We start from the raw sequence: 24,576 nt of genomic DNA on the forward strand, positions 1-24,576 counted from the left end.
GCGGAACGGTTGCACTGCGCTACACTGTGTCCAAACCTTTGTCACGGAGTTCCCATGAAGATGCCCCGGATTTCCCGCCCGGACTGGTTGCTTGCCGCCGTCATCACCCTGGTGCTGCTGCTGGCCTGGCTGCTGCAGTGGTCGCCGCTGATGATGCTGGAGTACAAAAGCTACGATCTGCGGGCCCGGTTGCGTGCCAAGAAGCCCCAGGCACCGGTGGTGGTGGTGGCCATCGACGATGCCAGCATCGAGCGGCTGGGACGCTGGCCCTGGCCCCGGGGGTACATGGCGGAGCTGATCAGCCAGATCGCGTCCTCTGAACCGTCCCTGATCGGTACCACCATCCTCTACACCGAGGCGGACCGCAACTCCGGCCTTGAAGAGATGAAGGGACTGCGGGAAGCGGCCGTGACCATGAAAGCCCCGCCGGCCCTGCTGGAAGCCATCAACCAGGCGGAGCGCCGTCTGGATAACGACACCCTGTTGACCGAAGCGCTGGCGACCACCGGGAAGGTGATTCTGCCGCTCTTTTTCACGCCGGGGGAGCAGGGGGGCAATGCCGACCCCGCCATGCCGGAGTATCTGAAGAGGTCGTCCCGGGAACAGGGAAACCCCGGCAGTCTGCTGCAGGCAAGCGAACTGGCGGCGCCAATTCCTTCCTTTGCCGAGAAAGCCCGCTCCCTGGGACATATCAATATCCTGCCGGACAGTGACGGCACCGTACGCCGGGAAGCCCTGACCTTCTACTACCGCGGCCGTCTGTTCCCCTCCTTTGCCCTGCAGGCAGCCCTGGTCCACCTGCGGATCGCCCCCAAAGATATTTCGCTGTCCAATGGCCGGCTTACTGCCGGTTCATTGTCCGTACCGGTTGATGAGCGTGGCAGGATGCTGATCAGCTACTGCGGCGGGTTCGGTTCCTTCCCGACGTACTCGTTCTTCGATGTCGCCTCAGGCAGCGTGAAGCCGGACGTTTTCAAGGGGAAGATCGTGCTGATCGGACCGGTGGCCACCGGCATTGCCGGGTTTACCGTGACGCCGTTCCAGTCTACCTATCCCGGCATCGAGGTGGTGGCCACGGTGATCGAGAATCTGCTGGGCAACAACGCCATTGCCCGGCCCGGCTGGCTGCTCTGGGTTGAGCTGGGAGCCATGCTGCTGTTCGGGCTGTTCCTGGCTTTTGCCATGCCCCGGCTGAAGGCGGGGCTGTCCGCCGCCGTTACCCTGGGGCTGCTTCTGCTCTGGAACGGCGTGACTCTCTGGCTGTTTGCCGGCCAGGGGATCTGGCTGGGGATGACGGCTCCGACGCTGCTTCTGGCCGTGGGCTACACCGCCCTGGTTTCCAGCCGCTTCATGGTGACCGAGAAGCGGAACGAACTGGTGGAGAGCGACAGCATCGAAACCAACAAGATGCTGGGACTGTCCTTCCAGGGGCAGGGGCTGCTGGATCTGGCCTTTGAGAAGTTCCGTAAATGCCCGGTGGATGATGGGACGGTGCGGGACCTGCTCTACAACCTGGCCCTTGATTTCGAACGCAAGCGGATGTTCAACAAGGCGGCCGCGGTGTACGAGCATATCCTCACCGCCGGGGAGTACAAGGATATCAGGGAGCGGATCGCCACCATGAAGATGGCCGGCGAGACCATGATCTTCGGCGGTCCGGCCCGCCGTGAGGGGACCATTATCGCCGGTCCCGGCGGTAGCGGTGTGTCGGCCCCCACCATCGGCCGTTACGAGATCCAGAAGGAGTTGGGACGGGGCGCCATGGGGGTGGTCTACCTGGGCAAGGATCCCAAGATCAACCGGCTGGTGGCCATCAAGACCGTCCGGTTCGAGGAGGTGGACGCCGACCTGCTGGAGGAGACCAAGAAACGCTTCTTTCGGGAGGCCGAGGCGGCCGGTACCCTCAACCATCCCAACATCGTCACCATCTACGACGTGGGAGAGGAGGAGGATCTGGCCTACGTGGCCATGGAGCTGCTGGACGGTTCCGACCTGACTCCCTACGTGAAGAAGGAGAATCTGTTGCCGACAAAGGAACTGTTACGGATCATCGGCTGCGTGGCCGACGGCCTGGCCTTTGCCCACGACAGGGGGATCGTGCACCGGGATATCAAGCCGGCCAACATCATGCTGCTGAAAGACGGCTCGGTGAAGATCGCCGACTTCGGCATCGCCCGCATCGCCACCTCTTCGGCCACCCAGACCGGCACCGTGCTGGGCACCCCCAGCTACATGTCGCCGGAGCAGGTGGCGGGCCAGAAGGTTGACGGCCGCTCCGACCTGTTCTCCCTGGGCTCCTCCATGTACGAGCTGCTCTGCGGCCAGAAGCCCTTCACCGGCGACAGCATCGCTGCCCTGATGTATGCCATTGCCAACAAGCCGCCGGTGCTGATCACCCAGATCGATCCGAACATCCCGCAGTGCTGTGCCTACATCGCCCACCGCCTGATGACCAAGGACCTGACCAAACGCTATCAGAGCGGACGCGAAGTGGTGGAGCATGTCAAGATGTGCCTGGCAAAACTGGGGTGACCATGGAACTGGCAAGCTTTGGACTGACCGACGTGGGGCAGGTTCGTTCCAATAACGAGGATGCGATCCTGCTGGAACCGTCCCTTGGCCTTTTTGCCGTTGCCGACGGCATGGGAGGGCACCAGGGGGGAGAAATTGCCAGCCGGATCTGCCTGGATACCCTGCGGGATTATCTGCAACGGGCGTCCCAAGGGCAGGCGCCGCTGGTGGGGGAGCAGGATGCCGCCTACAGTGCCAGGGCCAACCTGCTGGCCTCGGCGGTGCGGTTTGCCAACCGGGCGGTCTTTGAAGCGGCCTTTGCCCGGCCTGAATGGCGCGGCATGGGCACCACCGTGGTGGCCATGCTGCAGGATCAGGAGCGGGCCGTGTTCGCCCATGTGGGGGACAGCCGTGCTTACCTGCTGCGGGCGGGCAGCTTCCGGCAGATCACCCAGGACCACTCCTGGGTGGAGGAGCAGGTGCGGGCCGGCCTGATGAACCGCGACGAGGCACTGTTTGCCAAGGGGCGCAACGTGCTGACCCGGGCCATCGGCCAGGAGGAAACGGTACAGGTGGATATGAACGAGCTGGAACTGCAGGCGGGTGACCGCCTGCTGCTCTGCTCCGACGGTCTCTACGGCATGGTCGCTGACGAGGAGATCGCCGCCCTGATCGGCAGCAGCCCGTCACTGGAGAAGGGATGCCGGGAACTGGTGGCCTGCGCCAACGGCCGGGGAGGGCGGGACAATATTTCGGTGATCCTGCTGGAAGCGGAGGAAGAGAAAGGGCTGCTGGCGGGGATGCGCCGACTGTTTACGAAAGGGTGATGGTGTCAACCGTCAACACGGTCTGACCGAGGCCGATCCGGTCGCCGGTCGCAACTTCCTGAGGGGTAACCACCGGCTGGCCGTTGAGGGTGGTGCCGTTGGTACTGTGCAGATCCATCAACACCAGTCTGCCGTTAAGGAGCTGGAGGGCGGCGTGCCGTTTGGAGACCATCGGATCGTTGATCAGCGTATCGGTATCCCTGCGGCCCAGCACACAGGGGATGGCGCTGCGGATGGTGCTGCCTGACTGAGGCCCTGCGATCACCTGTAGCGTGATGGCGTGCTGTTCTGCCGGCAGGGGGGACGCGGTTTCCGGAACCAGGGTGCCGATATCGGCCGAGAAAAGCCGAACCATCCCTTCCAGCGACATGGCGGCGGCATCAGGCGCTTCGGCAGTGGCAAGATCACGGTGGATGATGGCGTTGACCGCATGGCTCGCCGGTTGCACGGCGTATACCAGCATCTGTTCGTCGATGGTCATGTCCGGGTTCTGTACGGCACCGCTGTCGGCCCAGTATGCCACCGTTTTGTCGCCGTCCTTGTAGAAGAAGACATTGCAGAATCCGCCTCGCTCCAGGATGACCAGCACATCCCCACCCTCGCGATGAATCTGCTGTTGTATCCGCTCGAGATCGCTCATTCCCACCGGTGTTTTCGGGGCTGGCTCGGCCTGCACGAGAACCAGCAGGCATTTCAGAAGTACCGGATCAGCGGCGTGCAGCGACAGGGAGGTGCTTCCCTCGGGAAGGAGCGCGGCCTGCGCACAGAATTCGGTGATGGAAAGCGGAGTCGGGAGCGTGCCGGTGATGAGCGCGGCGGCGTAGGGCTGGCTTTGAAACAGGAAAAGCAGCCGGGTGGTGTCGCTGCCGTTCAGGGAGCAGTAGCCGGTGAAAGGGCTGCCGGCTCCGGCGAGACGGCGCAGAATCTCGGCCATGGTCTCCCGTTTGAAGGGGATGGCGTTAACCAGCGTGGTTCCCGATGGCAGGATGAGGGCAGGCATGATCTAAACTATACCGATGGGTTCGGAGGGCTGTCAAGGGAGCCCGCTTGTTCCGAGTGGATTTCCTGCTGTTCTCGTCGAGGTTTCGCTCCGGCCCGGATAGCCGCATCGTCGGATGTGCCGATACCTATGCCGTGGGGAGACCGACCTGCCCGGCAAATACTGCCCGCTCAGGAGAGGCGGCTCTTGAAATCCTGGTAGCCGAAGCTGCGCACCACGGCCAGTTCCCCGGTTTCCGGTTCCCAGGTGCAGAGGTGGGGGTGCTGGATGCCGTTGAAGGTGGTGGTTTTGACCATGGTGTAGTGGGACATGTCCTCGAACACCAGCCGGTCCCCGGCCGAGAGCGGTTGCTCGAAGGACCAGTCGCCGATGATGTCCCCCGCCAGGCAGGAGGGGCCGCCCAGGCGATAGGTATGCGGTTTCGCGCCGGCATCGAAGCCGCCGGTGATGGCGGGACGGTACGGCATCTCCAGCACGTCCGGCATGTGGCAGGTGGCGGAAACGTCCAGAATGGCGATATCCATGCCGTTGTGCACCACGTCCAGCACTTCCGACACCAGCAGACCGGTGCCGATCACCACCGCCTCCCCGGGCTCCAGGTAGACCTCCACGCCGTACTTCCCCTTGAAATACTTCACCAGCTCCACCAGACCGTCGATATCGTAGCCATCGCGGGTGATATGGTGCCCCCCCCCCAGGTTGAGCCACTTCATGCCGGCAAGATAGCGGCCGAACCTGTCTTCAAACGCCCGGGCGGTCCGCTCCAGCGGCTCAAACAACTGCTCGCAGAGGGTGTGAAAGTGCAGCCCCTCCACCCCGGCCAGGGAGCGGCCCTCAAACTGGGCTGCGGGAATCCCCAGCCGCGAACAGGGGGCGCAGGGATCGTAGATGGCGGTATGTCCCTCGGAGTGCTCGGGGTTGACCCGCAGACCGATGGATACGCCGCTTTGTTCCCACTGGGGGCGAAACCGCTCCAGCTGGGCAAAGGAGTTGAACACCAGATGATCGGAGATGGCCAGCAGTTCCGTGACGTCGCTCTCCTTGAAGGCAGCGGCAAAACTGTGCACCTCGCCGCCGAACTGCTCACGCCCCAGGCGAGCTTCCCAGGGAGAACTGGCGCAGACTCCCTGCAGCGTCTTTCGGATCAGCGGAAAGGTGGACCACATGGCAAAGGCTTTGAGGGCCATCAGGATTTTCGCGCCGCTTTGCTGTTGCACCCGGTCCAGGATGGCCAGATTGTGGCGCAGCCTGCCCAGATCCACCACATAGGCGGGGGAAGGGGCTTTTTTGACGATGCTGGCTATATCGATACCGGTCATGGTGTACCCTCGTCTGAAGCGGCGCAGAAAGCGGTTTCGGGGATATCCCCGGTGATGCAGGACCAGCGGGGATTGTGGCGTTCCGCCGCCTCCCGGGCCTTCCGGGGATCGGCTGTGGCGTAACAGTAGCAGCAGCCGCAGGGGCAGGTGTCATTGACGCCGATATCAATGCTGCGGTGGCAGCCACAGCCCGGCCGCAGGCCGTGCCGTTGGTGTCGTCCGGCAGCCCGGAACATCCCGGCATCAATACAGCGACCCGCCGATATGCCGGGGATGGAAAGGGACGGCTCAGCGCAGGATTCCATCGGCAGGTGCCGGTCTGCCGCCTCCTGGGCCAGGTACTGCAACAGTTCCCGGTAAGCCTCGGGATGATAGTCGATGCTACCGACGGTCGCTTCCACCAGCCGCCGGTTCTTCCGGTACGGGTCGATAACGCTGATCACCACCCGCTTCGTTGCCCCGTCCAGGGCATCGGCCAGCCGCCGGAAGTTGTCGCGATGCCAGGGGACGGTCAGCGTGCTCCCCAGGATGATCGGGTCGTAACGCCAGATGACCCGCCGGGGGCCGAGCCGCTGCGCCAGGGAACGAAAGGTGGCGAGGGCCTGCTCCACGGGCGGGGCGAACGGTTCCAGGGCGCGGGGATAGCCGGTCAGGGTGTACTGGAAATAGTAATCGTATCCCCAGTGGTCCAGGCTGCCCAGATGGGGCAACAGCGGCGCAGGGTTGCGGGTCCAGAAGACGATCCCCAAAACATCCGCGCTGCGCAGACTCACCCGGTGCAGCTTTGCCGGAAAGCGCGGGTTGGGGTAGTGGCAAAACCCGGCCTGCAGCCGGTTGAGCAGCCAGGGGGTATACCATGCCGGGATGTCGGTCCGCCGGCTGGCGGATATGATCCTGGGCGCTTCGGTCACCGTTCACGCCGCAACGGCCGGTCTTACAGCTCCGGCCACTCCCCTTCGACCACCACTTCCGGCAGCCCCATGGGGCCGAGCTCTTTCAGAAACACCTCCGGATCGAACTGCTCCATGTTCCAGACGCCGGGGGCATGCCACTGCTTGGTCAGCATCATGATGGCCCCCACCACCGCCGGCACGCCGGTGGTGTAGCTGATGGCCTGGGACTGCACTTCCCGGTAGCAGGCTTCGTGGTCGCAGATGTTGTAGATGTAGACCTGCTTCTTTTTGCCGTCCTTGATCCCCCGGGCGATGACGCCGATGCAGGTTTTTCCCTTGGTCAGCGGCCCCAGGGAGCCGGGGTCGGGCAGCAGCGCCTTCAGGAACTGGATCGGCACGATCTTCTGACCGTTGTACTCGACCTCGTCGATGCGGGTCATGCCGACGTTCTGCAGCACCTCCAAGTGCTTCAGGTAGTTGTCGGAGAAGGTCATCCAGAACTGGGCCTTTTTGATGGTGGGGATATGTTTGACAAGGGACTCCATCTCCTCGTGGTAGAGGCGGTAGATGTTCATCGGCCCGATCCCCTCGGGGAAGTCGAAGACCCGCTTGGTGGAGAGCGGCGGCGACTCCTGGAATGCACCGTTCTCCCAGTGGCGGCAGACGGCGGTGACTTCGCGGATGTTGATCTCCGGGTTGAAGTTGGTGGCAAACGGCTGGCCGTGGGAGCCGGCGTTGGCGTCGATGATGTCGATCTCCTCCACCACATCCAGATATTTTTTTGCCGCCAGGGCGGTGTAGACGTTGGTGACGCCCGGATCGAAACCGGAGCCCAAGAGCGCCATGATGCCGGCGTTCCTGAAGCGCTCCTGATAGGCCCACTGCCAGGAGTACTCAAATTTTGCCGTGTCCAGAGGCTCGTAGTTGGCGGTATCCAGGTAGTCCACGCCGGTCTCCAGGCACGCATCCATGATGTGCAGGTCCTGGTACGGCAGAGCCACGTTGATCACCAGTTTCGGCTGCACCTGTTTGATCAGGGCCACCAGTTCCGGCACATTGTCGGCATCCACCTGAGCGGTCGTGATGCTTCCCCCCAGTTGGGCGGCAATGGCGTCGCACTTGGCCTTGGTCCGGGATGCCAGGGTGATCTCACTGAAGATGTCGCGACGCTGGGCGCACTTGTGGGCTACAACCTGGCCGACGCCGCCGGCCCCGATAATCAGAACGTTGCTCATGCTATGGTTCCTTCCTGAATGAGTAGTGACTGACGTGTTACCGCGCACCATAGTACGGGCATCGGCCGGTCAGCGCAATGCCCGTCACACAACTTTTGCACAAGTGGGATTATTCACCCAGATAGGTGTATCCCAGGAGCGTGCGGTCCAGCAGTTCGATGAAATGGCTGCTCTCCTCGATGGAAACCTTGCGACGCGCCACGTCCTTCTCCAGGTGCTCCCGTACCCGCTTGAGGATTTCCGGTCCCTTGTACTGGACGTACTTGAGGGTCTCCCAGGTGGCGTCGCCGTTGATGACCGTGTCGATCATGTAGCCGGTCTTCTTGTTGAAGGTGATATGCACGGCGTTGGTGTCGCCGAACAGGTTGTGCAGATCCCCCAGGATCTCCTGGTAGGCGCCGATCAGGAAGAAGCCGATGTAGTAGTCCTCATCCTTCCTGATCTTGTGCAGCGGCAGAAACTTGGCCCGGCCGTGTTCTCCCACGAAACTGGTGATCTCCCCATCCGAGTCGCAGGTGATGTCGGCGATGGAGGCGATCACATCCGGCCGCTGGTTCAAGCGCTGGATCGGCATGATCGGGAACAGCTGGTCAATGGCCCAGGAGTCCGGGATGGACTGGAACAGGGAGAAGTTGGCGAAGTAGGTCTGGCGCAGGGCCAGCTGGAAGTTCTGCAGCTCTTCGGGAATCGGCTTGATCTTCTCCACGATGCTGTTGATCTTCTTGATGATCCTGGCATAGAGCCATTCGGCGATGGCGCGGTCCTGCAGGGTGAGGTAGCCCAGGTTGAACAGGCTGACCGCCTCGTTGATCAGCTGCAGGGTGTCGTGGTAGTCCTCCCGCAGGGAGTAGCGGTCGATGCTCTTGTAGATGTCCAGCAGTTTGCGCACCGTGGGGGCCGGTTTTTCCATTTCCTCCAGAATCGTCTCGTAGTCCGGCATCAGCCCTTGGGTGTTGGTGTTGAGCACATTGGTGACCAGCACCGAGTAGTGGGCCACCGTGGCCCGGCCCGACTCGGAGATGATGTTGGGGCACGCTACACCGGCCTCTTCACAGATGTTCTTGATCTGGTAGATGACGTCGTTGGCGTACTCCTCCACGGTGTAGTTGACGCTGGAGAAGTAGCTGGATTTGGAACCGTCGTAGTCCACCCCCAGGCCGCCGCCGATGTCCAGGTACTCGATACCCACTCCCAGCTTGCGCATTTCGGTGTAGATACGGGCTGCCTCGATCAGGGCGGTCTTGATCTTGTCGATCTTGGTGATCTGGCTGCCGATATGGGAGTGGAGCAGGGTGACGCACTCCAGCATCCCTTCCTCTTCCAGCATCCGGATGGCGGCCATGATCTCGGACATGCGCAAGCCGAACTTGGCATCCTCGCCGCCGGAGGTGGCCCACTTGCCGGTCCCCTTGGAGGAGAGCTTGACCCGGATGCCCAGCTTGGGCCGGATACCGGTCTTCTTTGACAGCGTGATGATCTTCTCCAGTTCGAACAGTTTTTCCACCACGATGGTGATGTCGTAGCCGATCTTGGTGGCATAGAGCACGGTTTCAATGTACTCGCCGTCCTTGTAGCCGTTGCAGATGATCGGCAGGCCGTTGCCGGTGGAGATGGAGATGCCGGCCACCAGTTCCGGCTTGGAGCCAACCTCAAGGCCGATATTGTAGCGCTTGCCGTAACTGGCGATGGCTTCCACCACCTGGCGCTGCTGGTTCACCTTGATCGGGTAGAAGGTCTGGTACTTGGCCGGATACTCGTTTTCGTGGATGGCGTTCTTGAAGACCCGGTTGATGGAGGCGATGCGCCCCTGCAGCACGTCCATGAAGCGCAGCAGGATCGGCGGCTTGATCTTGCGCTTGATCAGGTCGTCCACAAGTACCCGCAGATCTATGGAGTTCTTGGAGTTTGAGGAGGGGTGGACGCAGATGTTTCCCTTCTTGTTGATGGAAAAGAGATCGGCGCCCCAGTTGTCGATATTGTAGACTTTTGCGGATTCGGTAATGGACCAGCGCTCCATGTCGGTTCTCCAGACGGGTGCGAGAGTGGCGCAGGAAGCCCGGTCCTGCGCGGAACTGCGATGGGAGACTACTCCCCCTGGGGTGTCAGAAACACGACCTTCAGGCCGAAAGCCTGCTCGAACAGATCCTTTTTGCCGGCAGCACCGAACAGTTCCACCGACAGGTCTTCGGAACCGTGGAGGGTGAGCAGCAGGCTGCGGTCCCGGTACTGGCAGGTCAGTTCTTCCACCATAGCGGCGCGGCGACGGTCCAGGCCGTCGGCAAGCCGCAGAATTCCTCCGAGGCGGGCAACCGTCAGCTTGTCCCGCTCCGACAACTGCTGGTAGTCGGCATGTTTCTTCTTGGGCAGCGCCTTGCGGTGATAGCGGGCCGCCTGGGCCATCAGTTCCCGTTCCCGCGGCGTGAAACCGTACAGGTCGGCATGGCGGATCAGGTGGCAGGAGTGCTTGTGGTGGCTGTGGTAGCTGATGTAGTAGCCGATGTCATGCAGGAGCGCCGCTCCTTCCAGCATGGCCCGTTCCCGTTTGCCCAGGCCGAACGGCTTGGCCAGGGTGTCGAAGAGCGACAGGGCCAGCATGGCCACCTGACGGGCATGGGGTTCGTCCATCTGGCAGGAACGGCCGAAGGCCAAAAGCGATTCCCGCCAGGAACGAGGAGTGGCAGGCTCTGAAAGCAGGCCATGACGGCGCATCCCCTGGACGATCATCCCTTCCCTGATGCCTCGCTCGTTCACCAGCAGCACGTTGGCGTCAAAGAACTCCATCAGGGCGTCCACCACGCCGACGCCGGCCACGATAATATCGGCCCGGTCCGGGTTGAGGCCCGGAATCTGGCCCCGGCCGGCCAGCGGCGTGCGCAGCAGCATGGCCAGCAGGTGGACGATTTCCGAGCGCAAGAGGCGCATGCCGTGGTTGCCGCTGAATGCCGGCTGCTGGTGCGAAGCGCTGATCATGGCGGCAATGGCGTTGACCGTGCCGCCGGAGCCGATCACGGTCGGCAGCCGTACTTTCTCGCCGTTGAAGCAATTTTTCAGGGATTCGCCGACATGACGCCGGAATTTCTTGTAGTCCTGCTCCCGGACCGGGTCGCTGGCGAAGAACCGTTCCGTCAGGACCACCGCACCCAGGTCCAGAGAATAGTAAGCTTCAACGTGGCTTCCCTGCACGGTGGCCAGCTCCAGGCTGCCGCCGCCGATATCCAGCACGGCGAACCGCTTGTCCCCCAGGTCAAAGTTGCGCAGTGCCGACTGGGCCGCCAGGGCCGCCTCTTCTTCGCCGGAGATGACCCGCACCGGCGTGCCGAGAATTTCTTCCCACTCCCGCACCAGGACCGGACCGTTGGAGGCGCTGCGTACCGCACTGGTGGCCACCACCTCCAAGGCCGATACCTTGAGACCATCCACCAGCTTGCGCATCCGGGTCAAGGTCTGGCGGGCCCGTTCCGCCGCCATGGGGGTGATGGCGCCGCTGGCGGACAGACCTTCGCCCAGCCGGACGGTCCCCTTCTCGTCGTCCAGAATGCGGAACCGTCCCTGTTCCGCCGGCTCCACCACGATGCAGCGGATGGAGTTGGTACCGATATCGATGGCCGCTATCCGTGTGCGCGTCTGCATGGTCACCCCGGTAGAAAAAAAAGGCAGGAACCGCTTGGCAGCCCTGCCTTGTACCAAGCATTCCGCTTTCGTGCTAGTCTTTTTCTTCCAGGCTCTGGCCCAGGGCCGCCTTGCGGGAGAGCTTGATTTTGCCCTGCTTGTCGATGCCGATGCATTTTACCAGCACCTGCTCCCCTTCCTTGAGGATGTCGCTGACGTTTTTCACCCGGGTTTCATCCAGCTCCGAAATATGCACCAGACCGTCGGTGTTGGGCAGGATTTCGACAAAGGCGCCGAACTCCATGATCTTCTTGACGGTACCCATGTAGAGCTTGCCTTCCTCGGCTTCGTCGGTGAGTCCGCGGATCATCTGGATAGCGGCGTCGCAGGCAGCCTTGTCGCTGCTGGCGATGTTGATCTTGCCGCTGTCCTCGATGTCGATGCTGACACCGGTGGCCTCGGTGATGCTGCGAATGGTCTTGCCGCCGGAACCGATGACGTCGCGGATGCGGTCGGGCTTGATCCAGATGGTGGTGATACGGGGCGCATGGGCGGAGAGGTCGGCGCGGGGAGCCTCAAGGCACTCGGCCATCTTGCCCAGCAGGTAGAGACGGCCGTCCTTGGCCTGCTTGAGGGCCTGCTGCATGATCTCCTTGCTGACACCGCCGATTTTGATGTCCATCTGCAGGGCGGTGACGCCGGTGGCGGAACCGGCCACCTTGAAGTCCATGTCCCCCAGGTGGTCTTCGTCACCCAGGATGTCGGTCAGGATGGCGACCTTGTCCCCTTCCTTGATGAGGCCCATGGCAATACCGGCCACCGGTGTCTTGATCGGCACGCCGGCGTCCATCAGCGACAGGCAGCCGCCGCAGACCGTGGCCATGGAGGAGGAGCCGTTGCTCTCCAGGGTCTCCGCCACGATCCGGATGGTGTAGGGGAAGTCGTCATGGTTCGGCAGGATGGCGGAAATGGCCCGCTCGGCCAGCATGCCGTGACCGATCTCCCGGCGGCCCGGAGCCAGACGGAAGCTGGTCTCGCCAACGGAGAAGGGCGGGAAGTTGTAGTGCAGCATGAATTTCTTGCGGTACTCGCCGTACAGGGAGTCCATCCGCTGCTCGTCCTGGGAGGTGCCCAGAGTGGCGGCGGCCAGCACCTGGGTTTCGCCACGGGTAAAGAGGGCGGAACCGTGGGCCCGGGGCAGCAGACCGGCTTCGATGGCCAGAGGACGGATGGTGACGGTGTCACGGCCGTCGATACGGATACCGGTCTCCAACACGTCGGTACGCATCCGGTTGTACTCCAGGTCCCCCAGGAACTCCTTGATCTCCTTTTCGCGGCCTTCATACTCGGCAGCCAGCTCGGCCAGCACGTCGGCCTTGATCTGAGCCATGGTGGCGTAGCGCTCCTGCTTGCTCCGAATCTTGAACGCCTGGGCGATCCGGTCGGCGGACAGGGCAGCCACCTTGGCCTTCAGTGCTTCGTCCACCGCGGGCGGCAGAACCTCGCGCTTTGCCACACCGGCTTTGGCAGCGAGCTGTTCCTGGGCCGCCAGGATACCCTGCACCGCATCTTTGGCAAAGAAAATCGCCTCCAGCATATCCTCTTCGGACACGAAGTCGGCTTCGCCTTCCACCATGAAGATGGCATCCTTACCGGCAGCCACCACGATCTCCATGTCGCTGTTTTTCAGTTCCTCGGCGCTGGGGTTGGCAATCAGTTTGCCGTCAACCCGGCCCACCTTGACGCCGGCGATCGGCCCTTCAAAGGGAATGTCGGAGATCATCAGGGCGGCAGAGGCACCCACCATGGAGAGGATGGCCGGATCGTGATCCTCTTCGGCGGAGATGACGGTAGCCATCACCTGGGTGTCGCAGAGATAGCCCTCCGGGAAGAGGGGACGGATCGGCCGGTCGATCAGGCGGCAGATCAGGGTCTCGTCCTCCGAGGGGCGGCCTTCACGCTTGAAGAAGCTGCCGGGAATTTTGCCGCCGGCGTAGGTCTTCTCGGTGTAGTTAACGGTCAGGGGGAAGAAATCCTGCCCCGGCTTCGCTTCCTTGGCACCGACCACGGTGACCAGCACCATGGTGTCGCCGGACTGCACCACCACGGCGCCGCTGGCCTGCTTGGCCATTTTGCCGGTGGAAATCCGGATGTTCATGTTGCCAACGGTTGCCTCAACACACTGTTCATTGAATGTCATACTGCTTCTCCTCGCTTGATGTGCGCTGGGGCCGTCGATACGAACACCGGCAACTGTCCGGGATCCCTATCCACGCCCCCAACACTGGTTGACAAAAAAAGAAAGGGCTGCAACAGCCCTTGTACGAAAAAAGGAAGCAGGGCACTACCAGCGGCGGGGTGCCGGCTCATAGTGCCCTTCCTTCCTCTACCTGCGGATGCCGAGACGCTCGATCAGTTTCCGGTAGCGGCCAATATCACGCGACTTGAGATAATCAAGCATGCGGCGACGCTGTCCTACCAGTTTGAGAAGGCCGCGACGGCTGTGATGATCTTTCTTATGCACCTTGAAGTGCTCGGTCAGATAGGTAATCCGTTCCGTCAGGATGGCCACCTGTACCTCGGGAGATCCGGTATCACCGTCGTGAACCTTGAAATTGTTGATGATTTCCTGCTTTTTTTCGGTTGCCAGCACCGTCTGTACCTCCCCTTTGGGATCTGAAATATGGTGTCGAAACACGCGTAAAATAGTGAAAGGAATGTATGTTTAACACATTCTCGTCACACTGTAAAGTCTCCTGTTATCCATTCCCGTGAAATACCCGCCGCAACACCGGACGCTGCTCCTGGTCCAGTTCCGTCACCGCCACCAGGCGGCCGTCGTGGGTCAGGCGGCGAGGGCCGTCCTGGAAACCCAGGTTCGGCAATCTGCCGTGGAACACCAGCTCAGCCTGCTCCTGCTCAAGAACGATTTCCGGCAGATGGTTCAGGGCCTCCCGCGGGCTAACCAGCACCGACGACAGGCAGTCGGCTGCTGCCAGCGACGCCAGTTCCTCAAGGGTAATGGCGGTGCTGATTGCAAACGGTCCGCTACGGGTCCGGCGTAGAGCGGAGAGGCAGGCACCGCAGCCCACGAGTCGTCCCAGGTCGTCCGCCAGGGAACGGATGTAGGTGCCGCGGGAGCAGCGCACCCGTACCGTTACGGTCGGCAGAGTACAGGTGAGCAGGTCGAAACGGTAAATGGTCACCTGCCGCGGCTGCCGTTCAACCTCCACCCCCTTGCGGGCCAGCTTGTAGAGCGGCTGCCCCCCCTGCTTGATGGCCGAATACATCGGGGGAACCTGGCTGATGGTGCCGGTCAGCTCGGCCATCCGCTCCAGCAGGGCGGATTCCGTTACCGTGCTCCAATCGGATTGTTGCAGGACGGTGCCGGTGTGGTCCAGGGTGTCGGTGACGGTGCCCAGCAGCAGCTCTGCCTCGTACTCCTTTTCCCCCTCATCGAGAAAGGGGATCGCCTTGGTTCCCTCACCCACCGCAACCGGCAACACACCGGTGGCAAAGGGGTCCAGGGTGCCGGTGTGGCCGACCCTCCGGGTACCCGCCAGTCGCCTGACCCGGCTCACCACGTCGTGGGAGGTGATGCCTGCCGGCTTGTCGATAACCAGAAAGCCGTCTACCACTGAATCGATTCAACCGCGCCGTAGACGATACGCTTGACCTCGTCGAGGGTTCCTTCCACGATGCCGCCAGCTGCGTTGTGATGGCCACCGCCGCCGAATTGCCGGGCAATGGTTGCCACATTCACCGCCCCCTTGGAGCGGAAACCGACCTTGAAGCGCCGTTCGTCCAACTGGCGGAAGAAAATGGCTACTTCGACTCCCTGTACCGAGCGGGGATAATTGACGAAACCGTCGGTCAGCTCCGCATCGGCTCCGGTTGCCGCGTACATCTCCGTGGTAACCGTCAGGGAGGCGGCTTGGCCGTTACGGATGAATTCCAAAGTGGGCAGGGCGCGGACCAACAGCTCCAGCCGTTTGCGCGGCTGGCTTTCGTACAGCTTTTCCGAGACATCCCAGGCGGTGAAGCCGCCGGCTTCCAGCAGTTCACCGGCAACGGTGAACGCTTCCCGGTTGGCATTGGAGTAGCGGAAGGAGCCGGTGTCGGTCAGGATGCCCACGTAGAGGCAGAGGGCTGTGGCGTAATCCGGCGAAAAACCGTAGGCGGCGGCGACCCGCCAGACCAAGTTGGCGGTGGCGGCGGCCTCAACGTCGATCAGGTTGATGAAGCCGAACTGCTCGCAGGTCAGGTGGTGGTCCAGGTTAATGATGCGGCCGATACGGCCGAAGGAACAGAACTGCTGACCCGCCCGGCGGAATTCACCCACGTCCAGCACGAAGGCGAGATCGAAGTCGCGGTCGGGAATAACGGCAGTGACCAGGTCCGCACCGGGGAGAAAACGGTACAGTTCCGGCACCGGATCGGCCAGATGGACCACGACTTCCTTGCCGATGGCCCTGAGAAACGCGGCCAGACCGAGACTCGACCCGACGGCATCGCCGTCGGGTCCTTCGTGGCTGACCACCAAGGCGTTCCGGCTTTCCCGGATCGCTTCAACGATGTTCCGGATCGTTTCCGTCATCATGCTCGCTCACTTCCCGCAGCAGGGTGTCGATCCGCTGGCCGTACTCCTGGGAATGGTCGTACTTGAACAAAATATCCGGAGTGTAGCGCATCTTCAGCACCTTGCCCAGTTCGTGACGGATATGCCGGGCAGCGCTGTTCAGCCCCTTTTCCGTGTTCTTCTTGGCGGCATCGTCGCCGATCACCGAAAAAAAGATACGGGCCAGGTGCAGGTCATCGGTCACCTCGACATCGGTGATGGTGACAAATCCGATGCGTGGGTCGTTCAACCCCCGCACCAGGATGCTTGAAACCGTGGCATGAATGGTTTCCGCTACTTTGTCGGCTCGTTTGTGCTGCATATACCCAACCTGTCTCCGAAAACGCCGCTGCTGTTACAGCTTGGCAGCTGTTTTTTCCATTTCAAAGGCCTCGATCACGTCGCCGACCTTGATATCGTTGTAGTTTTCCAACCCCATGCCGCACTCGTAGCCGGAGGCCACTTCCTTGACGTCGTCTTTGAAGCGGCGCAGGGAGCCCAGCTTGCCCTGGTAGACCACCACGTTGTCCCGCAGCAGGCGGACCTGGGCGTTGCGGATGAACTTGCCGTCCACCACGTAGCACCCGGCGATACTGCCGATCTTCGGCACCGAGAACACCTCGCGCACCTCGGCGCGGCCCAGGTATTTCTCCTTGAAGACCGGCGAGAGCAGGCCCTCCATCGCTTTGCGGACATCGTCCACCGCGTCGTAGATGACGTTGTAGAGACGGATATCCACCCCTTCCTTCTCGGCCAGGGTTTGGGCCTTGACCTCGGGACGGATGTTGAAGCCGATGATGATGGCGTTGGAGGCGGTGGCCAGGTTGACGTCGCTCTCGGTGATGGCACCGACTGCGGTGTGGATGACGTTCAGGCGCACCGCTTCGGTGGACTGCTTGCGCAGCGAGTCGGCCACCGCTTCCACCGAGCCCTGGACGTCCGCCTTGACGATGACGTTGAGGTCTTTGACCTCGCCGCTCTGGATCTGCTTGTAGAGGTCGTCCAGAGACATCTTGGCATGCTTGGCCAGTTCCAGCTCCCGCTGCTTGATCTGACGCAGAGTGGCGATCTCCCGGGCCTGCTTCTCGTCCTTCATGGCCACGAAGATGTCGCCGGCATCGGGAACGCCGGAAAGACCCACCAGTTCCACCGGGGTGGAGGGGCCGGCCTCGGCCACCCGCTCGCCGCGGTCGTTCTGCATGGCGCGGACCCGGCCGGAGTGGACGCCGACCACGCAGTAGTCGCCAACCCGCAACGTTCCTTCCTGGACCAGTACGGTGGCTACCGGGCCCCGTCCCTTGTCCAGCTTGCCTTCGACGATGGTTCCCTTGGCTTCCTTGGCCGGGTTCGCCTTCAGGTCCATCACGTCGGCCTGCAGCAGTACCATTTCCAGTAGTTCTTCAAGGTTGAGACGCTGCTTGGCCGATACCTCCACCATGGTGGTGTCGCCGCCCCATTCCTCGGCCACCAGGCCATGCTCGGTCAACTCCTGACGGACCCGTTCCGGCTTGGCGTCCGGCTTGTCGATCTTGTTGATGGCCACCAGAATCGGCACGCCGGCTGCCTTGGAGTGGTTGATCGCTTCCCTGGTCTGGGGCATGACGCCGTCGTCGGCCGCCACCACCAGGATAACGATGTCGGTCACCTTGGCGCCGCGGGCCCGCATGGCGGTGAACGCTTCGTGGCCCGGGGTGTCCAGGAAGGTGATCTTGCGGCCGTGCAGCTCCACGTCGTAGGCACCGATATGCTGGGTAATACCGCCCGCTTCCCCCCCGATGACGTTGGTCTTGCGGATGGCGTCCAGAAGCGAGGTCTTGCCGTGGTCGACGTGGCCCATGATGGTGACCACCGGAGGCCGCTTCTGCAGCGATTCCGGAGTGTCCGGTGTTGATTCCAGAATTTCGTCCAGGTCAACCGCCACGTTTTCCACTTCATAGCCGTAGTCCGCAGCCAGCAGCACGGCGGCGTCGTGGTCGAGCACATGGTTGATGGTCACCATGGAGCCCAGTTTCATCATCGCCTTGATCAGGTCGGTGGCTTTGATTCCCATCCGCTTGGCCAGTTCGCCGATGGTGATGGTTTCCGAAATTTTGATGATCCGCTTGATCGCCTTGGGGACGGTCAGTTCGGTCTTGCCCGGTTCAATCCGCTCTTTCTGACCCTTGCGGCGCGACTTGTGCACCGGATCGAACAGACGTTCCTCGCGGTCCAGCAGGGTGGTTTTGGTGAACTGCTCCCGTCCTTTGCCCTTGCCGGCTGCCCCTTTCTTGGCGCGTGCCGCATCGCCGCCATCCTTGGTGGCGGGGCCCTTGCGGCCCGGTGGTGTACCCTTGCGGCGGTCGTCACCCAGCGGCGGTATGTCCACGGGGGTCATCTGTACCGGCCGGCCGCCGGCAGGACGGGCAGCGCCGTCTCGTGGCGCCCCGCCTTCACGGGACGGGCCGCCGGGGCGCGGCGGACGATTGTCCGGCGTACCCGGGGTCCGGGGGCCACGGAAATCACCGCTGCCGGGGGTCCGGGGACCCCGGTCGCCCGGTGCTCCGGGCGCGCGTCCCTGATCACGGCGTGCCGGGCGGGGTTCGGGAGTAATCGGAATTTCAACCCGTCCCAGAATCCGTGCCTGGTTGGCGCTGGCCCGTTCCGGTTGCGCCGGCACTGCCGGCTTTGCAGCAGGTTCGGTTTTGGCCGGAGTAATCGGCGTTGCGGCCGGCGCTTCAACGACGGCTGCCGGAGGCGGTGCGGGAGCAACGGGTTCGACGGTTGTTTCCGGTGCCGGTGCCGGGGCTGCCGCTTCGATGGTCTTTTCCGGAGCTTTCTTGACCACCGGCTTTTTTTCCGCCACCGGCGGCGTTTGTTCCGGAACCGGTTCGGCGACCGGCTCCACGGCCGGGGGAACGGCTGCTTCGGCTGCGGCGGGAGCAGGCGGAGCTACCCGGGCACGACGGCGCACGATGGTGGTGGTGACCCGTACCTCCTCGGGTCCCGTGTCATCGGGCCGGGCGGCAGTCAGGCGGGCCACCGCCTCATCATCAACGGTGGATGTGCCGGACTTGACGTCATAGCCCAACTCCTTCAGTCTGGTCAGCACCTCTTTCGTTTCGATGCCCAGTTTTTCAGCCAGATTGCTTACCCGGGTTTTGCTCATCGACTGCTCTCCTCTTCCAGGTAGTTCCTGTAACGTTCTAGTTCAGTGCAGAGTGATCGTGCGAATTCCGGTGACATGATCGCCACCGCGCTTCGGTCGGAGTCCTTGCCGGCCAGTTGCCCCATCAGTTCTTTGGTCAATATCCTGTATACCGGTATGCCGCTTCGTTCTGCCCGTCCCTGCAGCTTATCGGCGCTGGCCCCGGAAATGTCGTCGGCCAGAAGCAGCAGGCAGGGGGGCTTTGCCGAGCGTAGCGCCCGTTCCAGTGCATCGCCGCCGGAAACGAGCATTCCTGCCTTGTTCGCCAGGGACAGATAGGCGCCGATCCGTTTTTTCATCAGAGTTGCCACCAGCTCAGCCAGCTCCTCCGGAGTCACCGCGGCAGTGGTTTCCTTGAAGGCGCGATTGAACTGCCGGCGTTTCACCGCTTCCTGCAGGCAGCGTCGCGACTGGCAGGTGTAGGTGCCGCGACCGGGCAGTTTCTGCTCCAGGTCAGGGGTGATGCTGCTGTCCGGGGCCAGAACGAAGCGGAGAAACGAGCGTTTGTCCCCCTCACGGCGACAGACGATGCAACTGCGTTGGGGCTCGGACCGTTTCCGCTGCGTCATGGGGTCAGGCTCCCGTTTCCTCCCCGGCCTCTTCCACCGGAGCATCCGGTTCCGCCGGTTCCTGCTCCTCGTCGCGGGCAGTGCCGTCAAAGGAGGCAAATGCTTCAAGGTCATTGTCCTCCTCTTTGCCTTCTCCCTTGATGTCGATCCGGCAGCCGGTAAGGCGGGCCGCCAGGCTGACGTTCTGGCCCCGCTTGCCAATGGCCAGAGAGAGCTGGTCGTCAGGGACGATCACTTCCAGAGTTCGTTGCTCTTCATCCATGAATACCTTGACCACCTGGGCCGGCGACAGCGCGTTGCAGACGAAACGGGCCATGTCGGCGGACCAGGGGATGATATCGATCTTTTCGCCGCGCAGTTCGGAGACCACGTTCTGGACACGGGAGCCGCGCATACCGACGCAGGCACCCACCGGGTCGATATCGCGGTCATGGGAGGCAACGGCGATTTTGGCACGGCTGCCGGGGTCGCGCACCACGTTGACGATTTCCACCAGCCCCTCGCCGATTTCCGGCACCTCTGCCTCGAACAGCTTGGCCAGCATCTGGGGGTGGGTGCGGGACAGCACGATCTGGGGGCCTTTGGGGGTCATGCCGATATCGGTGATCACGGCCCGCACCCGGTCGCCGGGGCGGTAGACCTCCCGCGGCATCTGCTCCTTGGAGGGGAGGATGGCCTCGGCACGGCCCAGGTCGATCAGCAGGTCGCCCCGCTCAAAGCGGCGTACCTGGCCGGTGACGATCTCCCACTGGCGATCCTTGTACTCGTTGAAGACGGTTTCGCGCTCCGCCTCGCGCACCTTCTGGATGATCACCTGCTTGGCGGTCTGGGCGGCGATCCGGCCGAAGTCGCTGGAGTCGATCTTCTCACCCAATTCGTCGCCGATTTCGCATTCGGGGTCCATCTCGCGGGCCTCTTCCACCGAGATTTCCGTGTAGGAATCTTGCACCTCTTCCACGACCCGGACGTACTCGAACAGTTCCACTTCACCGGTGTCATGGTTGTAGTGGGCCTCAAGGATACGGGTGTTGCGATATTTCTTGTTGGCGGCGGACAGGACCGCCTGCTCCATCGCTTCGATCACCACCTGGCGGTCGATGCCCTTTTCCTTGACAATCTGCTCAATAGCCTGCTTGAGACTGACGTTTGTATCCACGGTAGCTATCTCCTTGTATCCTGAAACGGATAATCGCAACAGTGCGTTACAGTTCGAATTCGAGGCGGGCCCTGACGATGCCGGCCAGGGGAATCCGTGCCAGGGGACCTTCCTTGAGACGCAGGGTCACCACGCCGTCAGCCACGTCCTCGATAGTGCCGAGGAAGGTTTTGCGGGGACTTCCCTTTTCGTCTTTCAGCAGTTCCTGGGTCTTGACCACGGCAAGACGGCCCTGGTAGCGGAGGAAATCCGCCTCCTTTTTCAGGGGACGATCCAATCCCGGCGAGGAAACCTCCAGAGTATACCGCCCCGGAATGCAGTCCTCCACATCCAGCAGCAGGGAAAGCTCGTGGCTTGCCTCAGCACAGTCGTCGAGGGTTATCCCGCCCGGTTTGTCGATAAAGAGACGCAGTACGAAACTGCGGCCGGCCTTCTTGAATTCCAGGTCCACCAGCTCAAGGCCGAGGGAATCCAGCACCGGTTGGGCCAGGGCCGTTACCTGCTCCGTAATCTCGCTTTCTGCCATACCTGCTCCCGCCCCAATAAAAAAGTGGGCCTTTGCAAGCCCACTTTGTTCACAGCAAACAAAATGTATTCTGGCAATATCACAGCTCCCCGCTGCTTGCAAGTGATTTTTGCAGCAACGGCAGAGCGGAGGCGGGGTCAGTCCTGGTCCGGCAATGCCTTGGCGCCGCCGCCGATGCGGGAGGCGATGTCCGTCGCCGCCTCCTTGCTCATATGGCGGCCGATACGGACCCGGTACCACGTTCCCTTGTCACTCAGGTTGGTCTCCATGACCGAGGCGGTATATCCCTTGGCGGCCAGCTTGGCCTTGAGTGCTTCCGCTTCCTTCTGCGAGGAAAATGCCGCCACCTGTACCACCCAACCGGCCGCACCGGAGGTCGGGGCCGCTGCGGGGGAGGGTGATGCTGGGGGTGCATCGGCCGGTTTCGGGGGAGCGGCCGCAGGGGCGGCTGGTTGGGCAGGCGTGGGGAGCGGCTTCGGTTTTTCGTTGATGCCGCTACCCAACACGGTGTTTTTCTGGCCGCTGGGCAGGTTTTCGTAAAAGGAAAGGGGCGCTCCAGCCGGGGGTGGCGTTGCAGCGGGTTTCTGCGGTGCTGCCGGAACGGTTCCCGCTACTGGTACGGGAGGCGTTGTCAGCGGCGGTATCGCGGCCGGAGTGGCGGCAGCGGGGGGAGGGGGAGGGATGGGTGCCGGTGCCGCCGGTGCCTGCAGCGGGGTGCTTTCCAGGCTGTTCTGTTCCATGGCGGCCCGGAAAGCCCGCTTGGTTGCCTGCTGTGAGAAGTACCAGCCGGTACCGAAGCCGACGGTGAAGACCATGCCACCCAGGACGGCGATCACTGCCGCGGAGCGCAGGGAAGAGTTTCCCGGAGAACGTTGTTTGCCGGCGAGGGAGGCACCGGTCGCTGATGTGCGCGGGGGGCTGTAGTCGATCCGCATGGGAGCCTCCTACATTTCGTCCGGAGCGGAGACACCGAGCAGTCCCAGAGCGTTCCGCAGGACCTGCCTGGTGACGGACAAGAGGTAAAGGCGGGCTTCGCTCGTTGTCCGGTCATCGGTGACCACCTTGGTCTTGTTGTAGTAGCTGTGGAAACGACCTGCCAGGTCGGTCAGGTAGTACACCAGGCGGTGCGGCTCGAAATCCCGGGCTGCCTCCTCCACGGTGTCCGGCAGGGCGTCCAGCAGTTTGATCAGCTTCATCTCCTCCGCCGTTTCCAACCGGGCCAGCTGGGCGACGTCGGGTGCCGTCGGCGGCAGTATTCCCTTTTCGGCGGCATTCAGGAAGATGCTGCAGATGCGGGCATGGGCATACTGGATATAGTAGACCGGGTTGTCGAGGGACTGCTGCTTGGCGAGATCGATATCGAAGACCAGCTGGGAGTCGGGTTTGCGCATGACAAAGAAGAAGCGCACGGCGTCCCGTCCCACCTCGTCGATCAGATCCCGCAGGGTAACGTAGCTGCCGGCCCGCTTGGATATCTTCACCTCCTGGCCGCCGCGCAGTACCGTGACCATCTGGTGCAGGACGTATTCCGGCCAGCCGGTGGGGATGCCGGCATTGAGCGCCTGCAGGCCGGCCCGTACTCTGGTGATGGTGCTATGGTGATCGGCACCCTGCTCGTTTACCACCCGGCTGAATCCCCGCCGCCACTTGTCGAGGTGATAGGCAACGTCCGGCACAAAGTAGGTGTAGCTGCCATCGGTTTTGCGCATCACCCGGTCTTTATCGTCGCCGAAGTCGGTGGTGCGCAGCCACAGCGCGCCGTCCTGCTCATAGGTGTGACCGCTGCCGATCAGGGTCGCCACGGCGGCATCCACCTTGCCGTCGCTGTAGAGGCTTGATTCAAGGAAATAATTGTCAAATCTGACGTCAAAAGCCTTCAGATCCTCATCCTGTTCACGCCGCAGCCAGGCAACGGCGAAGCGGCGGATCGCCTCAAGATCGTCGGGGTCGGCAGCGGCGGTTACCTGCCGGTCATCGGCGGTCACCGTTTCGCCGGCCAGATAGGCGACAGCCACCTCTTTGATGTACTCCCCCTGGTAGCCGTCGGCCGGCCAGCGGGGATCGTCCGGTTCGATGCCGAGGCAGCGGGATTGCACTGACAGTGCCAGGTTGCTGATCTGGGCGCCGGCGTCGTTGTAGTAGAATTCGCGGACCACCTCCATGCCGGTGGCGGCAAACAGCCGACAGAGCACATCGCCGATGGCGGCACCGCGGCCATGGCCGATATGCAGTGGGCCGGTGGGGTTGGCGCTGACGAATTCAACCTGCATTTTGGTGCCGGCATAACGGTCGGTCCGACCATAGGCGGCACCGGCCGCAGCCATGGCCGGCAGGCAGGACTGCCAGGCGGTCGGGGCAATAAAAAAGTTGATGAAGCCGGGACCGGCGATCTCAGTGCCGGCTACCAGGTGTTCCTGGTCGTCAAGGCTGGCAAGAATGATTTCAGCAACCTGGCGGGGAGCTTTGCGTTCCGGCTTTGCCAGTTGCATGGCGATGTTGCAGGAAAAATCGCCGTGCGTTTCTACGGCCGGTATGCCGATCACGACGGGCGGAAAGGCTTCAGACGACAACAGGCCGGTGGCATGGGCCTTGTCGAGGGCCGCTGTCACCAGCTGGACAAGTTTCTGACGGATCATTGTTTGGCGGGTTCCTTGGATGTGGTGGTGGCATTGGGGGATGACGCTTCGTCATCGGCCGTTTTGATGGTCACGTCACGGGAAAAATCGGGACAGCGCGCGCCGCTATCGGTGACGCTGAATCGTTTTGCACAGGTTTCGCGCCAGGCGCATACGGCACAGTGCTGTCGGCTCATGGTGCGCTCCTCGATTACCTGGAGGCTGCGGACGGGAAACGGTAGACGACCTCGTCGGGTTTCACCAGCCCCAGTTCCTTGCGGGCGATCCGCTCCACGTGGCTGCGATCGCCATGCAACAGAGCGATTTCCTGGCGCAGTTTCTCGTTGGCAGTCTGGAGTTCGGCTGACTTCTCCTCGACCTGGCGGAGCTCACGCTTCAGATCGTTGATCCGGAGCAACCCCCGTTCCCCGAATACAGTAAAAAACAGAATAAAAGAGAGACATCCCGCCAGAATCAGGTAGAGGCGTCGTTTCATGCCGGATTTCTGCATGGG

21 protein-coding genes are annotated in these 24,576 nt (G+C 62.4%); 2 read left to right on the forward strand and 19 right to left on the reverse strand.

Going from position 1 to position 24,576, the window contains the following annotated elements:
* Window positions 1–54: 54 nt before the first annotated feature.
* On the forward strand, window positions 55–2,532 hold the full coding sequence (locus tag RAK07_RS04860) for a CHASE2 domain-containing serine/threonine-protein kinase (RefSeq protein WP_305731715.1): 2,478 nt from the start codon (window positions 55–57) through the stop codon (window positions 2,530–2,532).
* A complete protein-coding gene (locus RAK07_RS04865; protein ID WP_305731716.1) occupies window positions 2,511–3,338 on the forward strand; it encodes a Stp1/IreP family PP2C-type Ser/Thr phosphatase in 828 nt (275 codons plus the stop codon). Before RAK07_RS04860 ends, RAK07_RS04865 begins: the two co-directional genes overlap by 22 nt.
* Here RAK07_RS04865 and RAK07_RS04870 read toward each other — a convergent pair.
* The 19 genes from RAK07_RS04870 to RAK07_RS04960 all read right to left on the reverse strand — a co-directional run bounded on the left by RAK07_RS04870 (window position 3,325) and on the right by RAK07_RS04960 (window position 24,573).
* Window positions 3,325–4,338 carry an FHA domain-containing protein gene (locus RAK07_RS04870; RefSeq protein WP_305731717.1) on the reverse strand — a complete coding sequence of 338 codons (1,014 nt, stop codon included), beginning with the start codon at window positions 4,336–4,338 and terminating at the stop codon, window positions 3,325–3,327. The genes RAK07_RS04865 and RAK07_RS04870 overlap by 14 nt on opposite strands.
* 170 nt (window positions 4,339–4,508) lie before the next feature.
* Window positions 4,509–5,657: a carboxynorspermidine decarboxylase gene (gene nspC / locus RAK07_RS04875; RefSeq protein WP_305731718.1), complete on the reverse strand. Its 1,149-nt coding sequence runs from the start codon at window positions 5,655–5,657 to the stop codon at window positions 4,509–4,511.
* Window positions 5,654–6,568, reverse strand: a complete 915-nt coding sequence (locus RAK07_RS04880) for a DUF1848 domain-containing protein (RefSeq protein WP_305731719.1) — start codon at window positions 6,566–6,568, stop codon at window positions 5,654–5,656. Before RAK07_RS04880 ends, nspC begins: the two co-directional genes overlap by 4 nt.
* Before the next feature lie 23 nt (window positions 6,569–6,591).
* Window positions 6,592–7,785: a saccharopine dehydrogenase family protein gene (locus tag RAK07_RS04885; RefSeq protein WP_305731720.1), complete on the reverse strand. Its 1,194-nt coding sequence runs from the start codon at window positions 7,783–7,785 to the stop codon at window positions 6,592–6,594.
* 109 nt (window positions 7,786–7,894) lie between these two features.
* Complete coding sequence (gene speA, locus RAK07_RS04890; RefSeq protein WP_305731721.1) at window positions 7,895–9,802, reverse strand: arginine decarboxylase; 1,908 nt, start codon at window positions 9,800–9,802, stop codon at window positions 7,895–7,897.
* Between the two features lie 68 nt (window positions 9,803–9,870).
* The gene (locus tag RAK07_RS04895; RefSeq protein WP_305731722.1) at window positions 9,871–11,415 is read right to left on the reverse strand and encodes a Ppx/GppA phosphatase family protein; all 1,545 of its coding nucleotides are present in this window, start codon (window positions 11,413–11,415) and stop codon (window positions 9,871–9,873) included.
* Between the two features lie 73 nt (window positions 11,416–11,488).
* Complete coding sequence (pnp, locus tag RAK07_RS04900) at window positions 11,489–13,594, reverse strand: polyribonucleotide nucleotidyltransferase (protein ID WP_305731723.1); 2,106 nt, start codon at window positions 13,592–13,594, stop codon at window positions 11,489–11,491.
* A gap of 186 nt (window positions 13,595–13,780) precedes the next feature.
* Entirely contained in the window at window positions 13,781–14,047 is a 267-nt protein-coding gene (rpsO, locus tag RAK07_RS04905) for a 30S ribosomal protein S15 (protein WP_305731724.1), read from the reverse strand.
* A 106-nt stretch (window positions 14,048–14,153) separates the two neighbouring features.
* Window positions 14,154–15,032 carry a tRNA pseudouridine(55) synthase TruB gene (gene truB / locus RAK07_RS04910; RefSeq protein WP_305731725.1) on the reverse strand — a complete coding sequence of 293 codons (879 nt, stop codon included), beginning with the start codon at window positions 15,030–15,032 and terminating at the stop codon, window positions 14,154–14,156.
* Window positions 15,026–15,994 carry a DHH family phosphoesterase gene (locus tag RAK07_RS04915; RefSeq protein ID WP_309550343.1) on the reverse strand — a complete coding sequence of 323 codons (969 nt, stop codon included), beginning with the start codon at window positions 15,992–15,994 and terminating at the stop codon, window positions 15,026–15,028. Before RAK07_RS04915 ends, truB begins: the two co-directional genes overlap by 7 nt.
* The gene (locus RAK07_RS04920; protein WP_305731726.1) at window positions 15,963–16,334 is read right to left on the reverse strand and encodes a ribosome-binding factor A; all 372 of its coding nucleotides are present in this window, start codon (window positions 16,332–16,334) and stop codon (window positions 15,963–15,965) included. Before RAK07_RS04920 ends, RAK07_RS04915 begins: the two co-directional genes overlap by 32 nt.
* A 33-nt stretch (window positions 16,335–16,367) precedes the next feature.
* Window positions 16,368–19,157 carry a translation initiation factor IF-2 gene (infB, locus tag RAK07_RS04925; RefSeq protein WP_305731727.1) on the reverse strand — a complete coding sequence of 930 codons (2,790 nt, stop codon included), beginning with the start codon at window positions 19,155–19,157 and terminating at the stop codon, window positions 16,368–16,370.
* Window positions 19,154–19,765, reverse strand: a complete 612-nt coding sequence (locus RAK07_RS04930; RefSeq protein WP_305731728.1) for a DUF448 domain-containing protein — start codon at window positions 19,763–19,765, stop codon at window positions 19,154–19,156. The genes infB and RAK07_RS04930 overlap by 4 nt, the downstream gene beginning before the upstream one ends.
* A gap of 4 nt (window positions 19,766–19,769) precedes the next feature.
* A complete protein-coding gene (gene nusA / locus RAK07_RS04935) occupies window positions 19,770–20,921 on the reverse strand; it encodes a transcription termination factor NusA (RefSeq protein ID WP_305731729.1) in 1,152 nt (383 codons plus the stop codon).
* 46 nt (window positions 20,922–20,967) lie between these two features.
* Complete coding sequence (gene rimP / locus RAK07_RS04940; RefSeq protein ID WP_305731730.1) at window positions 20,968–21,447, reverse strand: ribosome maturation factor RimP; 480 nt, start codon at window positions 21,445–21,447, stop codon at window positions 20,968–20,970.
* Window positions 21,448–21,584: 137 nt separating this feature from the next.
* Window positions 21,585–22,382, reverse strand: a complete 798-nt coding sequence (locus RAK07_RS04945) for an SPOR domain-containing protein (RefSeq protein WP_305731731.1) — start codon at window positions 22,380–22,382, stop codon at window positions 21,585–21,587.
* 9 nt (window positions 22,383–22,391) lie between these two features.
* Window positions 22,392–24,083, reverse strand: a complete 1,692-nt coding sequence (gene argS / locus RAK07_RS04950) for an arginine--tRNA ligase (RefSeq protein WP_305731732.1) — start codon at window positions 24,081–24,083, stop codon at window positions 22,392–22,394.
* On the reverse strand, window positions 24,080–24,259 hold the full coding sequence (locus tag RAK07_RS04955) for a hypothetical protein (RefSeq protein WP_305731733.1): 180 nt from the start codon (window positions 24,257–24,259) through the stop codon (window positions 24,080–24,082). The genes argS and RAK07_RS04955 overlap by 4 nt, the downstream gene beginning before the upstream one ends.
* A 14-nt stretch (window positions 24,260–24,273) precedes the next feature.
* On the reverse strand, window positions 24,274–24,573 hold the full coding sequence (locus RAK07_RS04960; protein WP_305731734.1) for an FtsB family cell division protein: 300 nt from the start codon (window positions 24,571–24,573) through the stop codon (window positions 24,274–24,276).
* Window positions 24,574–24,576 lie beyond the last annotated feature (3 nt).

Source organism: Trichlorobacter ammonificans, assembly GCF_933509905.1.
Taxonomy (GTDB): Bacteria; Desulfobacterota; Desulfuromonadia; order Geobacterales; family Pseudopelobacteraceae; genus Trichlorobacter; species Trichlorobacter ammonificans.

What these genes read in the sequence shown, in the direction of transcription:
- pnp (WP_305731723.1), bottom strand. Translation starts at nt 13,594, where the DNA reads ATGACATTCAATGAACAGTGTGTTGAGGCAACCGTTGGCAACATGAAC.
- RAK07_RS04885 (WP_305731720.1), bottom strand. Translation starts at nt 7,785, where the DNA reads ATGAGCAACGTTCTGATTATCGGGGCCGGCGGCGTCGGCCAGGTTGTA.
- RAK07_RS04945 (WP_305731731.1), bottom strand. Translation starts at nt 22,382, where the DNA reads ATGCGGATCGACTACAGCCCCCCGCGCACATCAGCGACCGGTGCCTCC.
- RAK07_RS04915 (WP_309550343.1), bottom strand. Translation starts at nt 15,994, where the DNA reads ATGATGACGGAAACGATCCGGAACATCGTTGAAGCGATCCGGGAAAGC.
- RAK07_RS04870 (WP_305731717.1), bottom strand. Translation starts at nt 4,338, where the DNA reads ATGCCTGCCCTCATCCTGCCATCGGGAACCACGCTGGTTAACGCCATC.
- RAK07_RS04860 (WP_305731715.1), top strand. Translation starts at nt 55, where the DNA reads ATGAAGATGCCCCGGATTTCCCGCCCGGACTGGTTGCTTGCCGCCGTC.
- infB (WP_305731727.1), bottom strand. Translation starts at nt 19,157, where the DNA reads ATGAGCAAAACCCGGGTAAGCAATCTGGCTGAAAAACTGGGCATCGAA.
- rimP (WP_305731730.1), bottom strand. Translation starts at nt 21,447, where the DNA reads ATGGCAGAAAGCGAGATTACGGAGCAGGTAACGGCCCTGGCCCAACCG.
- argS (WP_305731732.1), bottom strand. Translation starts at nt 24,083, where the DNA reads ATGATCCGTCAGAAACTTGTCCAGCTGGTGACAGCGGCCCTCGACAAG.
- RAK07_RS04895 (WP_305731722.1), bottom strand. Translation starts at nt 11,415, where the DNA reads ATGCAGACGCGCACACGGATAGCGGCCATCGATATCGGTACCAACTCC.
- speA (WP_305731721.1), bottom strand. Translation starts at nt 9,802, where the DNA reads ATGGAGCGCTGGTCCATTACCGAATCCGCAAAAGTCTACAATATCGAC.
- RAK07_RS04955 (WP_305731733.1), bottom strand. Translation starts at nt 24,259, where the DNA reads ATGAGCCGACAGCACTGTGCCGTATGCGCCTGGCGCGAAACCTGTGCA.
- RAK07_RS04960 (WP_305731734.1), bottom strand. Translation starts at nt 24,573, where the DNA reads ATGCAGAAATCCGGCATGAAACGACGCCTCTACCTGATTCTGGCGGGA.
- RAK07_RS04930 (WP_305731728.1), bottom strand. Translation starts at nt 19,765, where the DNA reads ATGACGCAGCGGAAACGGTCCGAGCCCCAACGCAGTTGCATCGTCTGT.
- RAK07_RS04920 (WP_305731726.1), bottom strand. Translation starts at nt 16,334, where the DNA reads ATGCAGCACAAACGAGCCGACAAAGTAGCGGAAACCATTCATGCCACG.
- nspC (WP_305731718.1), bottom strand. Translation starts at nt 5,657, where the DNA reads ATGACCGGTATCGATATAGCCAGCATCGTCAAAAAAGCCCCTTCCCCC.